Below are 17,983 nucleotides of genomic sequence, written 5' to 3'. Positions count from 1 at the left end.
GCAATTTTGATGCCAAATATCGAAAATAACAATGTGGTAAACCCTTTAAAATTTTCGCTCGGGATGAAAAGCCATGATATCCATTGTAGTTTTCCTGTTAGATACCAATTCAGTGACCAGCTTGGCCGTAGCGGGGCCCAAACTCCAACCCATCATCGCGTGCCCTGTGGCAAAAATCAAATTCTTGTATTTTGTACTTCGACCGATATAGGGCAACCCATCGGGTGAAACAGGGCGAAGCCCACTTTTGGCCCCATCAATTGCGGTTTTTGGAATTTGCAAGCCTTCATAATATCGGGCGGCCCCTTTGGCAATGGCCTGTACCCGTTCTTTTCGAATGGTCTGGTTGATGCCCGAAAACTCCATGGTACTTGTAAAACGGGTAAAGCCCTGCATAGGGGTCACCGCTATTTTGGGTTCCATTAAAATTGCCGGCATGGTGATGCCCGTGGGGTTTTGAACATCGATACGATACCCTTTTCCCGCCTGCAATGGTAATTTAATGCCCAACTTTTGCGAAAGCACCGATGACCACGAGCCTGCAGCAAAAACAATGTCGTCTGCCATATACACGCCGGTGTTCGTGATTACCTTGTTCACTTTTTTATCGGATACTTCCAAATCGATCACTTCTTCAGATTTTCGGATCGCTATGCCTTGTTTCGATAAGTACTCCAATAACCGGTTCATGAATTGTGGTGGTGTGGTATGCCTATCGCACAGATAATGAAAAGCGCCCATTGCATTGATGTCCACATATGGTTCAATGTCTTTGAATTCTGAAGAATTCAGATGATTCACCGGCAATCCCATTGCCTTTGCCCTTTCAGCCACTCGTTGTTCATAGGCACCTTCCTTTTCGGTTTGGTAGACCATGAGAAGTCCCTTTCTTTCTAAATGAAAATCACCCAACTCATTTGATGCCGCCATGGTCTCGAACAATTCACGGCTCAACAAATTGATGTCTTTTATAATAGGCATGGCCTTCTGTACCTTGGCCTTGGTAGCTGATTTTTTGAAGTACCAGGCCCATTTGAGAAAGTCACGATCAAACCGCGGTTTCACATAAAAAGGACTAGACGAATTGAACATATATTTCAACCCCTTCAAAATCATGCCCGGTGCTGCCAAGGGAACTATATGGCTGGGGGTCAGATAACCCGCATTCACAAATGAAGCGCCGAAAGAGATGTCAGATTTATCTATGACCGTGACCTTATGCCCTTCTTTGTTAAGAAAATAGGCCGTGCAAAGACCTATTATTCCACCACCAATAACAATCACTTCTTTTTTCATGTCAAATTACTTGAAAACCGTACGCATAAGGATCATCATCGGGGTCAATGGTAATCGTATTTTCACCATAAATCTTTGCCCATCCCCTTATTTTTGGTACAATGGCCTTTATTTCGCCTATACGGGTTTCTTCAGCCACAGTACCCACAAAAGTTGAACCGATGTAACTTTCATGAATGTATTCTTCCCCTATTCTGAGTTTTCCTTTGAAATATAGCTGTGCCATACGTGCCGAGGTGCCCGTACCGCATGGACTACGGTCAATCGCCTTGTCACCGTAGAATACAGCGTTCCTTCCAGAAGAATTTGCATCCAATGGTTTACCGGTCCATAGCATATGGCTCACATCACGAATGGTCTCGTTATCTGGATGAATGAATTTATCAGGATATTTTTCATTGATACGTTTTCTCAATACCCGCGAAAGTCGAACAATGTTATCCATTGAAAAATTTTGCAGGCCAGAATAGTTTTCTTGCGAATCTACAATGGCATAAAAATTTCCGCCATAGGCAACATCAAAAATCAGTTCGCCCAGCTCTGGACAATCAACGGTCAAGTCTGTAGCTGCCAAATAGCTTTTTACATTGGTCAGTTCTACCCATTCGACCTTGCCACTGTCATTCTGGTGGTAGTTGATTTCAACCAACCCAGCTGGCGCTTCCATCTTGATTTGGCCTTGAACCTTGGGATCGATCAATTTTTTTTCAATAGCCACTGTTATGGTTCCTATGGTGCCATGCCCACACATCGGTAGACAGCCAGAGGTTTCGATAAACAAAATGGCAAAATCATTTTTGGGATCATGCGGGGGGTACAACATACTACCGCTCATCATATCATGACCACGTGGCTCGAACATGAGCCCCTTGCGGATCCAGTCAAATTCTTTTAGAAAATGTTGGCGTTTTTCGCTCATACTGGCTCCTTTCAACTCTGGGGCACCCTCTTTGATGACCCGTACCGGATTACCACATGTGTGGGCATCAATACATTTAAAAATATGGGACATCAAGAATCAGATTTTATTGTTGGTCCACTCTCCATTTACCAATCTTTTGATTTTCAACGGATTTTCATTTTTTAGCTCTTCAGGAAGCAAATCGTTTGGCCAGTCTTGAAAACTGAAAGGCCGTACCCATCGTTTGATGGAATGGATGCCCACCGCTGTAAAACGACTATCTGTAGATGCAGGATAGGGCCCGCCATGTGTCATCGAAGGACACACCTCAACGCCCGTGGGCACCCCGTTGAAAATAATACGGCCTACCCTATTCTTTAGCGCTTCGATTATTGATTGATACTCAATCATTTCCTTATTATCTACAATGAGAGTACCGGTCAGCTGGCCTTCAAGCTTTGAGATGACCAATTCCAACTCTTTGACATCCTCACATTGTACCACTATCGAAAATGGACCGAACACTTCTTGATGTAAAGACAGGTTTTCGAGAAAATCTGCCCCATCGACCTTGGCCAGTGCCTGTCGTGCATAATTCGTTGTGACATGATTTTCGAAATCAGCCACCAAACTCAATTCAGATTGTGCCAATGCTCTTGACTTATTTTTTTCATAGGCACCGAATATGTTTGGATGCAGCATACAACCGGGTTCTATGTGTACGATTCCATCGGCCAGCTTTTTAATGAATTCATCCAAAGCATCACTCTTGATTCCCAACAACAACCCCGGGTTGGTACAAAACTGCCCCGTGCCCAACGTAATGGACTTTGCGTAGGTCTCGGCCCACCCATCGATATTTTTTTTTAGGGCTTCTGGTAACAGTACTACGGGATTGATACTGCCCATCTCGGCAAAAACGGGTATGGGTTCTTGGCGTTTGGCAGCCAGATCATAGAGGGCGCGACCACCTCGAATGCTACCTGTAAAACCAACCCCTTTCACCTTAGGGTGCTGCACCAAATGTTGACCCACCTCAATGCCTGAACTGTTGAGGTTTGAAAACACGCCATTGGGCATATCGGTATCTTGGCCTGCCCTGACAACGGCCGAAGCGACCAATTCACCTGTTCCGGCATGCATAGGGTGCGATTTTACAATCACGGGGCAACCCGCTGCCAAAGCCGCCGCCGTATCGCCTCCTGCCGTTGAATAGGCAAGTGGAAAATTGCTGGCCCCGAATACTACAATTGGGCCAATGGGTATGGACATCTTTCGTAAATCTGGTTTTGGCACCGGTGTTCTTTCAGGAATAGCTGTGTCAATCGAGGCCTCGACCCAACTACCCTTCTCGACCAAATCGGCAAAAGTGCGCAGCTGAAAGACCGTTCGGCCACGTTCACCCTCTGCACGACCTTTCGGAAGTCCGGTTTCAGAACAATAGGTATCAAGAAGTGCATCTCCCAAATTGAGAATTTCATCGGCAATGGCCCTCAAAAAGACAGCTTTTTTTACTCCAGAAATGGTTCTGAACGCTTTAAAGGCTTCAGCGGCCAAATTGACCGCTTCGTCGATTTCATCTTTTGACGCTTCTGAAAAAACATGTCCATTTTCGATGTTCGATTGCGGATTGAACGTTTTGTATGTTTTGCTCCCTAGTGCGGAAAGACGGTTACCAATGTGGTTTTTTCCCGTAATCATTTAAATATTTTTATAATGAGGCAATTGTGGGCGTGACCGTACACCCTCTTCAATGATCTTCAAGACACGTTTGCGTTCCGCACCTTGCAAAGGTAGTCGTGGGGCACGAACGTTTTCAGTTCCCAAACCTGCGGCCACTTCGGCCAATTTGATGTTCTGAACCAGTTGTGGATTGATATCCAACTCCAACAAAGGTAAGAACCATCTAAAGATTTGCCTTGCTTCTTCAATTCGACCGGCCATGGCCAGTTTATAAATGGCGACCGTTTCTCTAGGAAACGCACATACCAAACCGGCCACCCAACCCTCGGCACCCATCAGAATGCTTTCAAGGGCAATGGTATCGACCCCGCAAAGAATCTTCAATCGGTCACCAAAGGCATTTTTGATGCGTGTCACATTGGTCAGATCTCTTGTGGATTCTTTTACGGCTTGTATGTTGTCATGTTTCAACAATTCATCAAACATATCAAGGGTAACCTCAATTTTATAGTCCACGGGGTTGTTATAGATCATAATGGGCAAATCAGTGCTTTGCGCCACTGTCTTGAAATATGTGACCGTTTCATGATCCGTCGCTTTGTAGCGCATGGGCGGTAACATCATCAAACCACTGACACCGTACCGTTGTGCATTTTCTGCAGCTGAAACGGCATCTTTCGTCGATTGCTCCGCAATGTTCAAAACAACGGGCACTTGGTTACCTACCAAACTTACGGTATGCACAACCAAGGCTTTCTTTTCATCGTCGGTGAGCGTACTCGCCTCTCCTAAAGTTCCGCCCAATATTATTGCGCTTACGCCAGCATTCAATTGTGCCTTGATGTTGGTCGAAAACATTTCAATATCAAGGCCATCGTCTTTGGTAAATTTTGTAGTCACAGCAGGCATAACGCCTTTCCATTCAAACTGCATCATATTATCTATTTTGGAAGTAAAAGTAATGGATAGGCCACAAGGAAAATTGATGAATTTTAGCAATATAATGCACTATATTATCCATTTTATTATAGAAAAAGATATAAATCGGATATTTTTGGCACATACCAAAAAAAGCTCAACCTATTCTTCATGTAGGCACGATTTGGGCATGAAGTCTTAAAAGTAAGAACAGTTTGAGTGTATGGGTTTGTTTCTTCTTGTTTGACTATTTTTGAAGAACTTCAAAATTGAATCCATGAGAAGAATAGCCTTATTGGCAACAGCCTTGGTACTGGCCTGCAACACGTCACAAAAAACCATATCGGAAAAGGCGGTCGAGCAAGGGCAAATAGTCGAACCGACCCGATATGCTGAGACCATTACCAGTGAAGAATTAAAAGAAATGCTGTTTATCTATGCCTCAGATGAGTTTGAGGGGCGAGAAACAGGTAAACAAGGTCAAAAGAAGGCAGTCGAATATCTAAAAGGCAAATATGTGAGCTTGGGCATACCCGCAGCCAAATCAGATGGCGATTATTTTCAAAAGGTCCCACTCGAGTTGAGCCAAGTACCTGAAGGTGATATGACCATCAATAACACGACCTTTCAATTGGGTGAAGAAATACTGACCTTCTCTGCTGCAGATGATTCTTTTGGTGAAGTGGTTTATGTGGGTTACGGTATTGAAGATGGGGACTATTCAGATTACAATGGTTTAGACGTGTCAGAAAAATTGGTCTTGGCGAAGTCAGGTGAACCCATGCGCAATGATGGCACTTACATCATCTCGGGAAGCGAAGAAAAATCGATCTGGAGCAACATGTCTGAATCATTGGGAAAAAAGATGGAAATCGCCCAAAAAAAAGGGGCAAAGGGATTTCTTTATTTTGATGAAAAGAATTTTGCGAGGTATGGTGGGTATTTTTCATTTATGAAGACAAATGGAAGTGGCCGTATGCAGCTTAAGGGCGACAATTCAAGTTTTTTCTTTCTGCTATTGAACGAGACCGCGACTATGGCACTCCACAAAAACATAAAGACCGATGATAAGCCAAAGGTCATTTCGGCACAAGTTGGTTTAAATATCAAGAGTGCCAATCAACAGGTAGATTCAGAAAATGTGGTTGCCTATATCAAAGGCTCAGAGAAGCCCGATGAATATGTGGTCATTTCATCGCACTTAGACCATATCGGTGTTACCGCCGATGGGCAGATAAACAATGGTGCCGATGACGATGGTTCGGGCACTGTGGCTTTGCTTGAAATAGCAGAGGCCTTCAAAGAAGCTGAAAAAAATGGCCATACACCCAAAAGATCCATTGTACTATTGCATGTCACCGGCGAGGAAAAAGGATTGCTTGGCTCAATGTACTATACCGATTATGAGCCCATATTTCCATTATCACAAACAGTTGCAAACTTGAACATCGATATGATTGGCAGAATCGACCCTAAACGGGAAGGCAATAGCAATTATATCTACTTGATAGGTTCAGACAAGCTGAGTACCGAACTACACGAATTGTCAGAAGCCATCAACCGAAAATATACAAATCTCGAGTTTGATTATACCTACAACGACGAAAATGACCCCAATCGATTTTATTACCGTAGTGACCATTATAATTTTGCCAAGAACAACATTCCCATCATCTTTTATTTCAACGGTACGCACGAAGATTATCACCGCCCAGGCGATACTCCTGACAAGATTGAATACGATCTGCTCGAAAAACGTACCCGATTAGTGTTTCATACAGCTTGGGAAATAGCCAATCGTGAGAGCAAAATCAAAGTCGACAAAGTAGCGAAGTAAATAAAAGCCCCTGATACAAGGGGCTTTTCTCATTTAGGGTGGAAGACCGGGTTCGAACCGGCGACCTCTGGAACCACAATCCAGCGCTCTAACCAGCTGAGCTACAACCACCGTTTAAGCGGATGCAAATGTAATTTTTTTTCGACTATCATTCCAAATATGGGCACATAAATTTTCCCAAACTCCATTCACCATATGGGCACCATACAACAACAAAGTGGTTTGTGGCAACCGATATTGAAAACCTACATTCTTTGCCCATCAAAGCTTTGAACAGCATTTAGGGAAAATGTTCATTTTTTGTAGTATTTTTCTGATGTTTATCGATAAACTGCACTGTTTCATAGACCAAACACACAAAAAACCCTTGTTCACAACAATAATTGGTCTATCATCCATCACACTCTTAATTTTATATTTACTTATGTTCAATACGGCAAATGGGCCTAAACTATAAAACCATAAACCCTCAACCTAGCCCATGTAGAGCAGTTTTACTGTTCTTACTGTGGATCGCTTTATCGTTTGCTCCTGTATCAGCCCAAAAAAGTACCAGGGACAGTCTTCTACATAAAATTAAGTCGCTTGAAAAGGCAAGGGAATCTCACCAAAAAGATACCATCTACATCGACTTGTTGAACAGTTTGGCCCTAAAATATCGCTATTACAATTCAGATAGCCTGCTTTTGCTTTCAAAAAACGCATTGAACCTAAGTGAACGGGCAAACTATTCAAAAGGAAAATGTATGGCGCTTTTAGAATTGGGCGCTTTCTTTTCAGACCAAGGAAATTCAGAAAAAGCCATTCGCTATTTTACCAGCGCATTGAATGAGGCAAGTTCAACAAAAAACAATAAGCTTATCATCAAGGCACGCAACAGCCTAGCTGGTGAACATGCCTATTTGGGCGACAATGCAAAAGCCCTGAACATCTATCTTTTGACCATTGAATTGGCCGAAAAAGAGAATGACTTGCCAATGCTATCGATTCTTAACGAGAATATTGCAAATCTATATGCCGCCCAAAACGACTACGATAGTGCCTTGGATTTTTATGAAAAAGTAAAAGATATCAATGAAAGCGTAGGCAAACCGATTCCTTCTGCCGAGACCATGAGCAATGTTGCCTCTTTGTATGCCGACATTGAAAAATTTGACTATGCAATGTTCAACATCAATCAAAGCATAAGCATTTTTGAGCGATATGAAATACTGGATTGGTTGGCCTATGCATATGAGGTAAAGGGAAAAATTTACCTTAAACAAAAAAGATATAAATGGGCTCTTTATTGGTATGACCATAGTCAACTTTTGCATGAAGACCTTGATGATGACCGAGCAAAAATTGACCTGTTAAATGGCATGTCACAGGCACATTTAGGGCAAGAGAACGATAGTATTGCCGAAATCTATGCGTTGCAAGGGTTTGACGTATCAAAAAAAATAAAATCGCTCGAAGGACAGAAAGATTGCTCAAAAACGCTTTATGAAATTGGGAAAAAAAGGTCTGATTTCGACACCGCCTTAAAATATCACGAAATTTATCAGCGGCTTTCAAAAGTCTTATCACGAAGGGATACCGAGAAAAGTTTGGCGATGCTCAAGGTTAAACTTGGCTATGAAAAACAGAAACAAGAACTTATTGATGAAAACAATCGCAGTCTTGCCAAACAACGAAACTATACCATATTGGCATTTGTCATCTTTTTCATTTTATTGGCCATCACATTTTTGGTATACCGCAACCAAAAAATGCAGAAAAAGCTTTACAAAGAACTTCAAAACAAAACAAAATCTTTGGAGGAAAATGAAATAGAGCTAAAGGAAATCAATACCACAAAAGACAAACTGTTCTCAATTATTGGTCACGACCTAAGAGGTCCTATAGGAGCCCTGCAAAGCCTTCTTGACCTTTTTTCAGGAGGAGATCTAACCAAAGACGAATTTGTTGGCCAGATGCCCAAGTTGAAATCAGATGTGGATAGTATCTCGTTTACGCTCAACAATTTACTTTCTTGGGGCCAAACCCAAATGAACGGGGCCGTTACCAAACCCAAACGAATTTCGCTGAATTCCATCGTAGAGGAAAATATCAATCTACTCTCTAAAATCGCCATTAAAAAATCGATACGCCTAATCAATGAACTACCTGATAATGCCTATGCATGGGCCGACAAAAACCAAATCGACATCGTCGTGCGCAACCTTATCAGCAATGCTCTAAAATTTACCCCTGAAAACGGACTTATCAATATCAAAGCGGTTGAAAAAAAGGAAAATTGGGAAATCACGGTACGCGACACAGGTATCGGCATGGATCCCAACACACAGAGCATGATTTTTTCTGAAAACTCGAATTTTACCACCTATGGTACAAACAACGAAAAAGGTACTGGTCTTGGCCTTTCGCTTTGCAAAGAAATGGTGCACAAAAATAAAGGGGAAATATGGGTTGAAAGCTTTGTCAAAAAAGGATCTTGTTTCTACTTCACGGTACCCAAAGCCAACAAGAAATACAAAAAGGCCAGCTAAATCAAATCATCCAAATATCGTACTCCGATATTCCGCTCTACGGTAAAACCCTCGGCATAGCCAACACCTATCAATCTCCCTAAATCCCTCGCCCTGTAGATAACGCTGTCTATAAAATTTTTGCTGCTAATGGGAGTCTCGGGCTCTTTGCTTTTTGGATCATAAAACTGTGAACCGTAGGCCATGATGGCCTTCTTCTTTACCTCGATATAATCTGACACGTCCACGACAAAATCAGGTTCCAAATTTTTCCATTGAATGTAGTGGTAGACAACTTTTGGTCTCCAGGGCTCTTGCCATTCTTCATCATCATCTTCCAATTTGGTGTCGATTTTGACAAGACCGCTCAAAAAACAGGCATCGCTGACCAATTTGCTTCCCCTCGCATGATCGATATGGCGATCCTCAACCGCATTGCAGAGCACTATTTTTGGGCGATATTTACGAATCATCTTGACCACTTGCAATTGATGCGGCCTGTCGTTGACAAAAAAACCATCCGCGAAACAAAGGTTTTCGCGCACGGCGAGTCCCAAGATTTTTGACGCCTCTTCTGCCTCCCTATCCCTTACTTCTGCTGTACCGCGCGTACCCAGCTCACCTCTAGTCAAATCGATGATACCTACCTTTTTGCCCTGCGCCACTTCTTTTGCAATGGTTGCCCCTGCCCCCAGTTCTGCATCATCGGGATGGGAGCCAAATACTAAAATGTCTAATTCCATTTAAGTCAATACTGTTTTGGATTTCACCTGCTTTAAGGCCTGTTCAATATCAATGATCAAATCTTCGGTCTCTTCAATTCCTACGGAAAAACGGATGAGCCCATCTTTGATACCTTGCTTGGCCCGGTCTTCGGCACTCATCAATGCGTGCGATGTTTTAACCGGCAAAAGCATTGTACTTTCGACCCCCGCCAAACTCATCGAAGGCTTTATCAACCGCAGGCATTTCATAAATTCGGAAGCATCCAATCCTTCTTTCAATTCAAAAGACAACATGCCCCCAAAACCATTCATCTGCGCTTTGGCAAGTGCATGGCTTGGATGTGTCGGAAGCCCTGGGTAATACACTTCATCAACTTCATCTTTTTCTACCAAAAACTCGGCAAGCTTCTGGGCATTTTCATTTTGGGCCTTGACCCGAACACCCATTGTTTTGATACTGCGCTCGAGCAGCCAAACCGTGTAATCGCTCAAACTACCACCAAAACAAATCGCCGTCTGCCAGATTTGGTCTCGATATGCTGTAGAACACGCCACGGTACCTGCACAGATATCAGAGTGCCCTCCCATATATTTCGTGGCACTGTGAATGACCACATCTATGCCAAAATCTATGGGATTCTGGTTCACCGGACTGGCAAACGTGTTGTCAATCATCGAAACAAGATCATGCTTTTGGGCCAGCTTTGCCACAGCGGTCATATCGGTTATCGTCAACAAAGGATTTGAGGGTGTCTCGATATATATGACCTTGGTATTGGGCCTTAGCTCCCTTTCAAAATCCTCTGCCTGCCAACCTTCGGTAAAGGAATAGGAAATTCCATATTTTTCTAATTGTGTGACCACAAAATTGTAGGTGCCACCGTAAAGTGTCTGCTGCAAGACAATATGATCCCCTGCCTGCAAAAAGGCCATCAAGGCTGTACTGATCGCGGCCATACCGCTACCGAAAATCAAAGCGGACCCAGCGTGTTCAAGGGCCGCTATCTTTTCGCATAACGCTTCTTGATTGGGGGTATTGAAGTATCTCGGGTACCGCTTTATATCCACTTCTTCAAAAGCATATGAAGAGCCCATATACAAGGGGGAAACCGATCCTTTGTACTCTTTGTCCTCGAGCTCTCCCGCATGGGTGCAAATGGTGTTGATTCCTCTACGGTCTTGATTCATTGCGACAGAAATTTTGAATCACTAAAGTTATGGAATTCATTTAAGAAAACTTTCTCCAATGACCCTACGGTAAATAGCTTTCTAGACCTGTACCTTCTTCCAATTGCCCTTTTTGAACCAGATCATGGCCAGTACCGCCAACAAGACCTCAGCAGTGGTAATAGCGATAAACACCCCTTTTGAGCCCAACCCCAAAACAATTGCCAACAGATAGGCCACGGGCAATTGAAACAACCAAAACGATATGAAGTTGATCTTTGTCGGTGTCTGTGTATCGCCAGAACCATTGAATGCTTGGGTCACGACCATGCCGTAGGCATAGAAAATATAGCCCGCCGCTATGATCTGCAAACACAGTGCACCATTTTCGACCACGTTGGGCGTATCGTTGAACAGGTTGATGATCTGTTTGGCAAAAATCAGGTACAGCAGAGAAACAAAGCCCATAAAATAAGCGTTGTACTTACCTGTTTTCCAAACAGATTTTTCGGCACGATCAGGCTGCTTTGCCCCAAGGTTTTGCCCTACTAAGGTCGCTGCGGCGTTGCTCATGCCCCAAGAAGGCATAAGGGTGAACATAATCACTCGAATGGCAATGGTATAGCCCGCCAATACTTCACTTCCGAACTCTGACATGATGCGCATCAAAAAGACCCAGCTAGAGGTACCGATCAAGAATTGTGCGATGCCCCCCAAAGATACTTTGATCAAGTTGACCATAACCTTGATGTTCAACACAAGGTCTTGTGCCATGAGCTTGATCTTGCCCCATCCAAAGAATAGGATACCCAATTGAAAAAGCACCGCCGAACCCCGGCCAATATTGGTTGCGACTGCTGCTCCCATGACCCCATATTCAGGAAAAGGACCCCACCCAAAAATGAAAAAAGGGTCTAGAACAATGTTCAGTCCATTCGAGAGAACCAAGGTCCACATGGCAATGGAAGCATTGCCCGCGCCCCTAAAAATCGCATTGATCAAAAATAACAGCATAATGGTGGCATTGCCCCCGATAAGCCATTTGGTATAGCCGTAGCCCTCAGCGATCAAATCGGGTTCGGCACCCATAAGGGCCAAAATCTCTTTGGCGTACAGAAATCCGATGATACCCACAAGAATTGATACCAAAATGCCCAGGGCAATAGCTTGAACAGCAGCCTCACGGGCGCCTTTAATGTCTTTCTCACCAACCCTACGGGCCACTACTGCCGTTGCGGCCATACTCAAGCCAATGGCGACCGCGTAAACCAAGGTGATAACCGATTCGGTCAACCCTATGGTCGCCACGGCATTCACACTGACCTGTGAGACATAGGCAATATCGACGATGGCGAATATCGATTCCATCATCATCTCAAGAATCATGGGAATGCTGAGCATAAATATGGCCCTACGGATACTACCTGTGGTAAATTCGGTTTCCTTACCGGTTACAGCAATCCAGAAATAGCTGAGAAATTGTTTTAAAGAAATTTTATTGGAAGTTGTCATTGTAAAAAAGAATTATGTTGAAAAAGGGAAAAAAGGATGTCGTCGCCCTACGGGTGGACAGAACTTAATTTTTTGGCCTCAGGCCAAAGACATCCATAGCGTACATAATTCTTATAACTTCATGATGGCGCAAAGATGCATGATTTTTTTGATCCCGAAAAAAGAAAAATGATTTATTTGCTGTAGTGCAACCTATAACGCCACAAGCTGATTCCGCCCAAAAGCAAAACACCAAATAAGGTATACCAGACAAATGAAGGGGTGATCACTTGGTCGCCGCTGGCGTAACTATGCAGCCCCACTAGATAGAAATTGACACCGAAATAGGTCATCATGATGCTTGAAAAAGCAAGGATACTTGCAAAACTGAACGTCCAACGCCCCCTAAGACCGGGCACCAAACGCATGTGCAGCACAAAAGCGTATACCATAATAGAGATGAGCGCCCATGTTTCTTTGGGATCCCAACCCCAGTAGCGCCCCCAACTTTCGTTTGCCCACTGACCCCCCAAAAAATTACCGATGGTCAGCATTACCAACCCTACCGTAAGGGCCAGTTCGTTGATGATGGCCAACTCATTAAGGTTATGATCCATGCGCTTTTTGTTCTTTTGGGTGGTCATGGTGACCAATAGCAATGAAACCACACCCAAGATCATACCAACGGCCAATGGCCCATAGCTGCCCACAATGACCGCTACATGTATCATCAGCCAATAACTATCCAGTACGGGCACCAAATTGGCGATTGCCGGATCCACCCAATTCTGATGGGCTATCCAAAGTAATAGTGCGGTCACAAATGCACTGGCGGCCAAGGTCATGTCATTTTTTCTACCCAACAACAGCCCCATGCCCATTGTGGCCCACGAAACATAAAGAATGCTTTCATAGGCATCGCTCCAAGGGGCATGGCCAGATATGTACCACCGTAGAATCAGGCCAGCGGTATGCCATACGAAGAACAGATAGACCAATCCTTTGAAGAAATAAGTACCGGCCTTCCAGATTTCACGGTCTTTGAAAATTCTGAAAATCAATACAAAGAACAATAGAACACCGACCAACGCATAGTATTTGTACAACCGATTGAAGATATCAAGCTTATTGTACAAAATTTCGGTCTTTACCTTTCTTTCTGAAGGCAGTACTTCGGAACCATGGTTTTTTTGGTTTTGGTGAAAGGCTTCCAGCAACCTGTCAGGTTCTGAATAGTCACCCGTTTTAATGGCATTTTGTAATGTCGATAGGTAAAATGGAATCGCATTTTTAATGAAATTGGCATAAAGCGAATCGGAAACCTGGTATTGTCCGGAACGATATTCTATGGCAGAGATCCATTTATTGTTCTCGTCGTTCAATAGCGGAAATATCTTTAGTATCTCACCACTCAACGCTCGGTTCAATAAGCCAAGACGAAGATCAAGGTCTTTAAAATCTTGTTGAAATTTGTTGGGTGTATTGGTGGCGTAGGCCTCTTGAAGATGGGGAGCCATCTTATTGCGTCCCTGTGAATCAAAGAAATCGGTAACCTTGACATATTTTTTTCCTTTGGCAATACCGATGACTTTACGAATGCTATCGTTTTGGCCCTTTTTATCGAGAGCGATAAATTCGGTATTGTACCAGACCGCGGGGTTCATCATCATCGACAATAGTACCTGGTCGGCATTCAAGTCTTCGTAAGTGTCTTTAAAACGCAGCTTTCGCAACAGCTCAGAGGCAAAGGTGTTGATCGGTTTCATGCGCCCCCCATCATCTTGCACCACTAGCTCACCGAACTTGGCCGCATGATCTTCTGAGACGATAGTGGCCTTTATGATTGAATCGACCTGTTGCTGGGTCGGCATGGTGTTGTGCGAATGCCCTTCTTGTGCTATCGCACCAAAGGATATAAAGAAGAGTGCCATGGTCAGGGCCACGCGCTTGGCTTTCAGTTCATCTAATTTATCGGTCAGGTATTTAAATCGCGTTTTGCCAAAGAACATAATGCCCATAAGGCCTAGATAGAGCAGAAAATAGCCGATATAGGTAATCCATGTGCCCCATATGTCATGATTTACCGAAAGTACGGTGCCCTTTTCGTCGGGGTGAAAACTAGATTGAAAAAAGCGATATCCCTTGTGGTCCAACACATGGTTCATGTAAATATCATAGTCAAAGGGTCGTTCATCTTCAACAGTGATCTTGCTCATGAAAGAAGCATACCCTTTTTCGGTACCCGGATATTTCTCGGCAATAAAATCGTTGAGCCTGATACCAAAAGGCAACTGATGTTCTTTTGAACCATAACGAAGCGAAAAATCGAGCCCACCAGCGGTAAACTTCCCAGAAAAATTGGCAGGCCCCTTACCGCCCAACAATCTCTTTTCAACTGTTTGCCCATTGCTTGAAATCGCCACCACAAGGGCATCTTGTGTGTTGTCGTTCACTTCATCTTCTGGCACCTCGACCACCCCATAAGACCCCTTGACCACTGGTTCGGGAATCACAAACTGCATGCCGCCTAAATTATAAAGCGACCGTAGCTGCAAAGTTTGAAGGCTATCAACAATCACCTCGCCCTGTAGCTGATCGGCCATTCTCATAAAATTGCCAGCAAAGGGCGATTGAACGGTATACAGGCTGTCAGAGGTAAAAATATTGATAGCGCCATCGGTCTTTTTGTTCAAGGCGAACAATATGTTGTGTATGCTGGCAACTTGGCCATTTTTCAAATAGTGTTCGTGCCGCTGCCCATCACCAGCCTCGACTATTTTTAGGTACTCTTGACCATTCTCATCGAGAATCAATCCCTCTTTTGCTCCTTCAATGAAACCGACGAACGAAATGGTAAAGGGTTGACCGTTGAAATCGGCTTTCCAGGGCAAACTGGTTCGTTTGCCTTCTGCTGTGACCAATATATCATCTTCCAAGATTTTTCGTTTGGTCTCCCCATCTATTTCCCCATCGACAAAGGCAGTCAAGAAAGTCTTATCTGAATAAAACACCTTTTCTGAATTGCCCTCACGAATGGGCATCACCCCCTCAAAACTGATATAGCGGGTAACAAAGGCACCGATAATGATGAGTATCCATGATAAGTGCAAGACGAGTACTGGCCATTTTTCCCAACGAAGCAATCGATACCGAAAAATATTACCGATGAAGTTAATGACAAAGAACACCATGATGGCTTCGAACCAAGTGGCATTATAGATATAAATACGGGCAGTTTCAGTACTGTACCAGCTTTCAATAAAGGTTCCGAAAGCCATGGCCAGTGCAAAGACAAGAAAAAGTACGGCCATCAATCGGGTCGAGAACAACGACTTCTTCAACAATTCGAGCATATGCACCTGTTCTTTGGCTTGCAAAAGTACGGTGTTTTGGCAATTTATGGGGTAGCCTTTGAAAAGAAAAAGTTGAACAAAATTGTTAATTTCCAGTAAACTGCCCCAATGCGAACCCATCGCGTTTTTGTGGGCAACCACCTTATTCATTTCGATACAGGCACCAGGGCATCCAATTCTCGACCGTCGTGTGAAACCTGTTTGGTACAAGTTCGTATTTTTGGGCATGCTCAAAGTAGTCATCATCGGCACAGGCAATGTGGCCTTTCATCTTTTCAAAGCTTTTCAGACCACTGATAAGGTTTCGGTGGTTCAAGTGGTGGGGCGAGACAAAAATGTCCTGTCCACCTTTGAAGATGAAGCCATCATTGAAACCGACCTGAAAAAGGTCAAGCAGGCCGATTTCTATCTTTTGGCGGTCAGTGACACTGCCATTTTTGAAGTTGCACAACAGTTAAGAAATAAAAAAGGTATTGTGGCCCATACTGCCGGGAGCGTTTCGATCGACGCCTTAAACGATCATCTATCATATGGTGTTTTTTATCCTCTACAAACTTTCTCAAAAGAAAGGCCTGTTGATTTCAGCGTGATTCCGATCTGTGTAGAGGCCAATACCCGAACTGCACTTGCCAGACTCGAGAAGCTAGCAGATACCTTGTCAGATTCCGTTTATCAAATTTCTTCAAAACAGCGAAGGCAATTGCATTTATCGGCTGTATTCGTCAATAATTTTCCCAATCACCTGTTCACCATTGCAGCAACAATTTGTCGCGACCATGATGTATCGTTTGATTTATTGAAGCCCTTGATTGGTGAAACTGCGAATAAAATCCGATTTTTGGATCCACAAACAGCACAGACCGGACCCGCAAGGCGGAACGATATAGAAACCATGCAACGCCATCTCGATGAATTGAAGCATCCGTTGCACAAAAAAATATACCAACTTTTGAGCGAATCAATTCGACAGGCACATGAAGAAAAACTATAAGGAGTATTTGAAAGATATCACCACATTTATCTTTGATGTGGATGGTGTTTTGACCGATGGTTCGGTCTTGATCACCAATGATGGCGAGCTGCTGAGAACAATGAACGTTAAAGATGGCTTTGCCATGAAAGCTGCTCTTCTGAAGGGGTACAATGTTTGTATCATCACAGGAGGAACCAACAAAGGGGTTCGAGACAGGCTCAAAGGGCTTGGTATTACCGATATTTATTTGGGGGCCCATCATAAGGAAGAGCCATTGGAAGAGTATCTGGATAGTTACAATATTGAACCAAAGACCGCTCTTTATATGGGCGATGACCTACCTGACATTCCTGCCATGAAAAGGGTGGCCTTGGCTACTTGTCCACAAAACGCTGCGGCAGAGGTCAAGGCTATAAGCGACTACGTTTCGCACAAGAACGGAGGAGAGGGCTGTGTACGTGACATCATCGAACAGGTCATGAAGGTTCACGGCAATTGGAATGCTAATTTCAGTGCTGCCAATGATTGAGAATCCACTTGCCAAAAGGCTTCAAAACCACACGATTATACTAGCATCGGGCTCGCCGCGTCGCAAAAAGTTTTTTGAGGAGTTTGGTTTGGATTTTGAAGTTCGTCCCAAGCCCATTGACGAACACTACCCAGAAGAATTAAAGGCCAGTGAGATTTCAGATTACTTGGCCCAACTAAAGGCAAAGGCCTTTTTAGGTGAGCTTGATGACAATGACATCTTGATCACCTCAGATACCGTGGTCTGGCATCAAGAAAATTCACTTGAAAAAGCAAAAGATACCAAAGAAGCCTTTAAAATGCTAAAAACCCTTTCAGATGACTGGCATGAGGTAATCACCTCGGTCTGCTTCACCACCAATGCCAAGCAGAAAACCGTCAATCATACCACACATGTAAAATTCAAGGCCCTTACAGAAGACGAAATAGCCTTCTATATCGAAAAATGCGAGCCTTATGACAAAGCAGGGGCCTATGGCATTCAAGAGTGGATCGGCCTTATAGGGATTGAAGAGATCAAGGGGGCCTATACCAATGTGGTCGGGTTGCCCACACATTTGGTTTACGAAACGTTAATGCATATGGTTTGCTAAGTGGTAAT

13 protein-coding genes and 1 tRNA gene are annotated in these 17,983 nt (G+C 43.7%); 5 read left to right on the top strand and 9 right to left on the bottom strand.

Annotated features, from left to right (window positions below; translation table 11 throughout):
• Window positions 1–45 precede the first annotated feature (45 nt).
• From L0P89_RS14340 to L0P89_RS14325, 4 genes are read right to left on the bottom strand one after another with little or no spacing between them, the layout of a single operon-like run.
• The gene (locus L0P89_RS14340) at window positions 46–1,296 is read right to left on the bottom strand and encodes an NAD(P)/FAD-dependent oxidoreductase (RefSeq protein ID WP_235265798.1); all 1,251 of its coding nucleotides are present in this window, start codon (window positions 1,294–1,296) and stop codon (window positions 46–48) included.
• A gap of 1 nt (window position 1,297) precedes the next feature.
• The gene (locus L0P89_RS14335; RefSeq protein ID WP_235265797.1) at window positions 1,298–2,308 is read right to left on the bottom strand and encodes a 4-hydroxyproline epimerase; all 1,011 of its coding nucleotides are present in this window, start codon (window positions 2,306–2,308) and stop codon (window positions 1,298–1,300) included.
• A gap of 6 nt (window positions 2,309–2,314) precedes the next feature.
• Window positions 2,315–3,898: an aldehyde dehydrogenase (NADP(+)) gene (locus L0P89_RS14330; protein ID WP_235265796.1), complete on the bottom strand. Its 1,584-nt coding sequence runs from the start codon at window positions 3,896–3,898 to the stop codon at window positions 2,315–2,317.
• Window positions 3,899–4,813: a dihydrodipicolinate synthase family protein gene (locus tag L0P89_RS14325; RefSeq protein ID WP_235268051.1), complete on the bottom strand. Its 915-nt coding sequence runs from the start codon at window positions 4,811–4,813 to the stop codon at window positions 3,899–3,901.
• 262 nt (window positions 4,814–5,075) lie between these two features.
• Between L0P89_RS14325 and L0P89_RS14320 the strand changes: the two genes are divergently transcribed.
• Window positions 5,076–6,635 (top strand): M28 family peptidase, encoded by a 1,560-nt coding sequence (locus L0P89_RS14320; protein ID WP_235265795.1) that lies wholly within the window; start codon window positions 5,076–5,078, stop codon window positions 6,633–6,635.
• A gap of 36 nt (window positions 6,636–6,671) precedes the next feature.
• Here the strand turns inward: L0P89_RS14320 and L0P89_RS14315 are convergent.
• Window positions 6,672–6,747 (bottom strand) — tRNA-His (locus L0P89_RS14315).
• Window positions 6,748–7,075: 328 nt separating this feature from the next.
• On the opposite strand from L0P89_RS14315, the gene L0P89_RS14310 reads away from it, so the two are divergent.
• Window positions 7,076–9,166: a tetratricopeptide repeat-containing sensor histidine kinase gene (locus L0P89_RS14310; RefSeq protein WP_235265794.1), complete on the top strand. Its 2,091-nt coding sequence runs from the start codon at window positions 7,076–7,078 to the stop codon at window positions 9,164–9,166.
• Here L0P89_RS14310 and bshB1 read toward each other — a convergent pair.
• The 4 genes from bshB1 to ccsA form a co-directional block, all read right to left on the bottom strand.
• Window positions 9,163–9,888, bottom strand: a complete 726-nt coding sequence (gene bshB1 / locus L0P89_RS14305; protein WP_235265793.1) for a bacillithiol biosynthesis deacetylase BshB1 — start codon at window positions 9,886–9,888, stop codon at window positions 9,163–9,165. The two genes, L0P89_RS14310 and bshB1, sit on opposite strands and share 4 nt — an antisense overlap.
• On the bottom strand, window positions 9,889–11,058 hold the full coding sequence (locus L0P89_RS14300; protein WP_235265792.1) for a PLP-dependent aspartate aminotransferase family protein: 1,170 nt from the start codon (window positions 11,056–11,058) through the stop codon (window positions 9,889–9,891).
• Window positions 11,059–11,139: 81 nt separating this feature from the next.
• On the bottom strand, window positions 11,140–12,549 hold the full coding sequence (locus L0P89_RS14295) for an MATE family efflux transporter (protein ID WP_235265791.1): 1,410 nt from the start codon (window positions 12,547–12,549) through the stop codon (window positions 11,140–11,142).
• Between the two features lie 173 nt (window positions 12,550–12,722).
• Window positions 12,723–15,881, bottom strand: coding sequence for a cytochrome c biogenesis protein CcsA (ccsA, locus tag L0P89_RS14290; protein WP_235268050.1), 3,159 nt, complete (start codon window positions 15,879–15,881; stop codon window positions 12,723–12,725).
• A 190-nt stretch (window positions 15,882–16,071) separates the two neighbouring features.
• Here ccsA and L0P89_RS14285 point away from each other — a divergent pair, with 190 nt between their 5' ends.
• Genes L0P89_RS14285 through L0P89_RS14275 form a run of 3 tightly spaced genes read left to right on the top strand, consistent with a single transcriptional unit; the run spans window position 16,072 to window position 17,975 of the window.
• Window positions 16,072–16,872: a Rossmann-like and DUF2520 domain-containing protein gene (locus L0P89_RS14285; RefSeq protein ID WP_235265790.1), complete on the top strand. Its 801-nt coding sequence runs from the start codon at window positions 16,072–16,074 to the stop codon at window positions 16,870–16,872.
• The gene (locus L0P89_RS14280) at window positions 16,856–17,383 is read left to right on the top strand and encodes a KdsC family phosphatase (protein WP_235265789.1); all 528 of its coding nucleotides are present in this window, start codon (window positions 16,856–16,858) and stop codon (window positions 17,381–17,383) included. The genes L0P89_RS14285 and L0P89_RS14280 overlap by 17 nt, the downstream gene beginning before the upstream one ends.
• On the top strand, window positions 17,376–17,975 hold the full coding sequence (locus tag L0P89_RS14275) for a Maf family nucleotide pyrophosphatase (RefSeq protein WP_235265788.1): 600 nt from the start codon (window positions 17,376–17,378) through the stop codon (window positions 17,973–17,975). Before L0P89_RS14280 ends, L0P89_RS14275 begins: the two co-directional genes overlap by 8 nt.
• The last annotated feature ends 8 nt before the right edge of the window (window positions 17,976–17,983 follow it).

The organism is Muricauda sp. SCSIO 65647, assembly GCF_021534965.1.
Lineage (GTDB): Bacteria > Bacteroidota > Bacteroidia > Flavobacteriales > Flavobacteriaceae > Flagellimonas_A.
This window is presented reverse-complemented; position numbering and strand designations above follow the sequence as displayed.

Bases quoted from the DNA above. Each gene is read 5' to 3' on its own strand.
- L0P89_RS14275 (WP_235265788.1), top strand. From the start codon at position 17,376: ATGATTGAGAATCCACTTGCCAAAAGGCTTCAAAACCACACGATTATA.
- bshB1 (WP_235265793.1), bottom strand. From the start codon at position 9,888: ATGGAATTAGACATTTTAGTATTTGGCTCCCATCCCGATGATGCAGAA.
- L0P89_RS14335 (WP_235265797.1), bottom strand. From the start codon at position 2,308: ATGTCCCATATTTTTAAATGTATTGATGCCCACACATGTGGTAATCCG.
- L0P89_RS14340 (WP_235265798.1), bottom strand. From the start codon at position 1,296: ATGAAAAAAGAAGTGATTGTTATTGGTGGTGGAATAATAGGTCTTTGC.
- L0P89_RS14295 (WP_235265791.1), bottom strand. From the start codon at position 12,549: ATGACAACTTCCAATAAAATTTCTTTAAAACAATTTCTCAGCTATTTC.
- ccsA (WP_235268050.1), bottom strand. From the start codon at position 15,881: ATGCTCGAATTGTTGAAGAAGTCGTTGTTCTCGACCCGATTGATGGCC.
- L0P89_RS14330 (WP_235265796.1), bottom strand. From the start codon at position 3,898: ATGATTACGGGAAAAAACCACATTGGTAACCGTCTTTCCGCACTAGGG.
- L0P89_RS14310 (WP_235265794.1), top strand. From the start codon at position 7,076: ATGGGCCTAAACTATAAAACCATAAACCCTCAACCTAGCCCATGTAGA.
- L0P89_RS14320 (WP_235265795.1), top strand. From the start codon at position 5,076: ATGAGAAGAATAGCCTTATTGGCAACAGCCTTGGTACTGGCCTGCAAC.
- L0P89_RS14280 (WP_235265789.1), top strand. From the start codon at position 16,856: ATGAAGAAAAACTATAAGGAGTATTTGAAAGATATCACCACATTTATC.
- L0P89_RS14325 (WP_235268051.1), bottom strand. From the start codon at position 4,813: ATGCAGTTTGAATGGAAAGGCGTTATGCCTGCTGTGACTACAAAATTT.
- L0P89_RS14300 (WP_235265792.1), bottom strand. From the start codon at position 11,058: ATGAATCAAGACCGTAGAGGAATCAACACCATTTGCACCCATGCGGGA.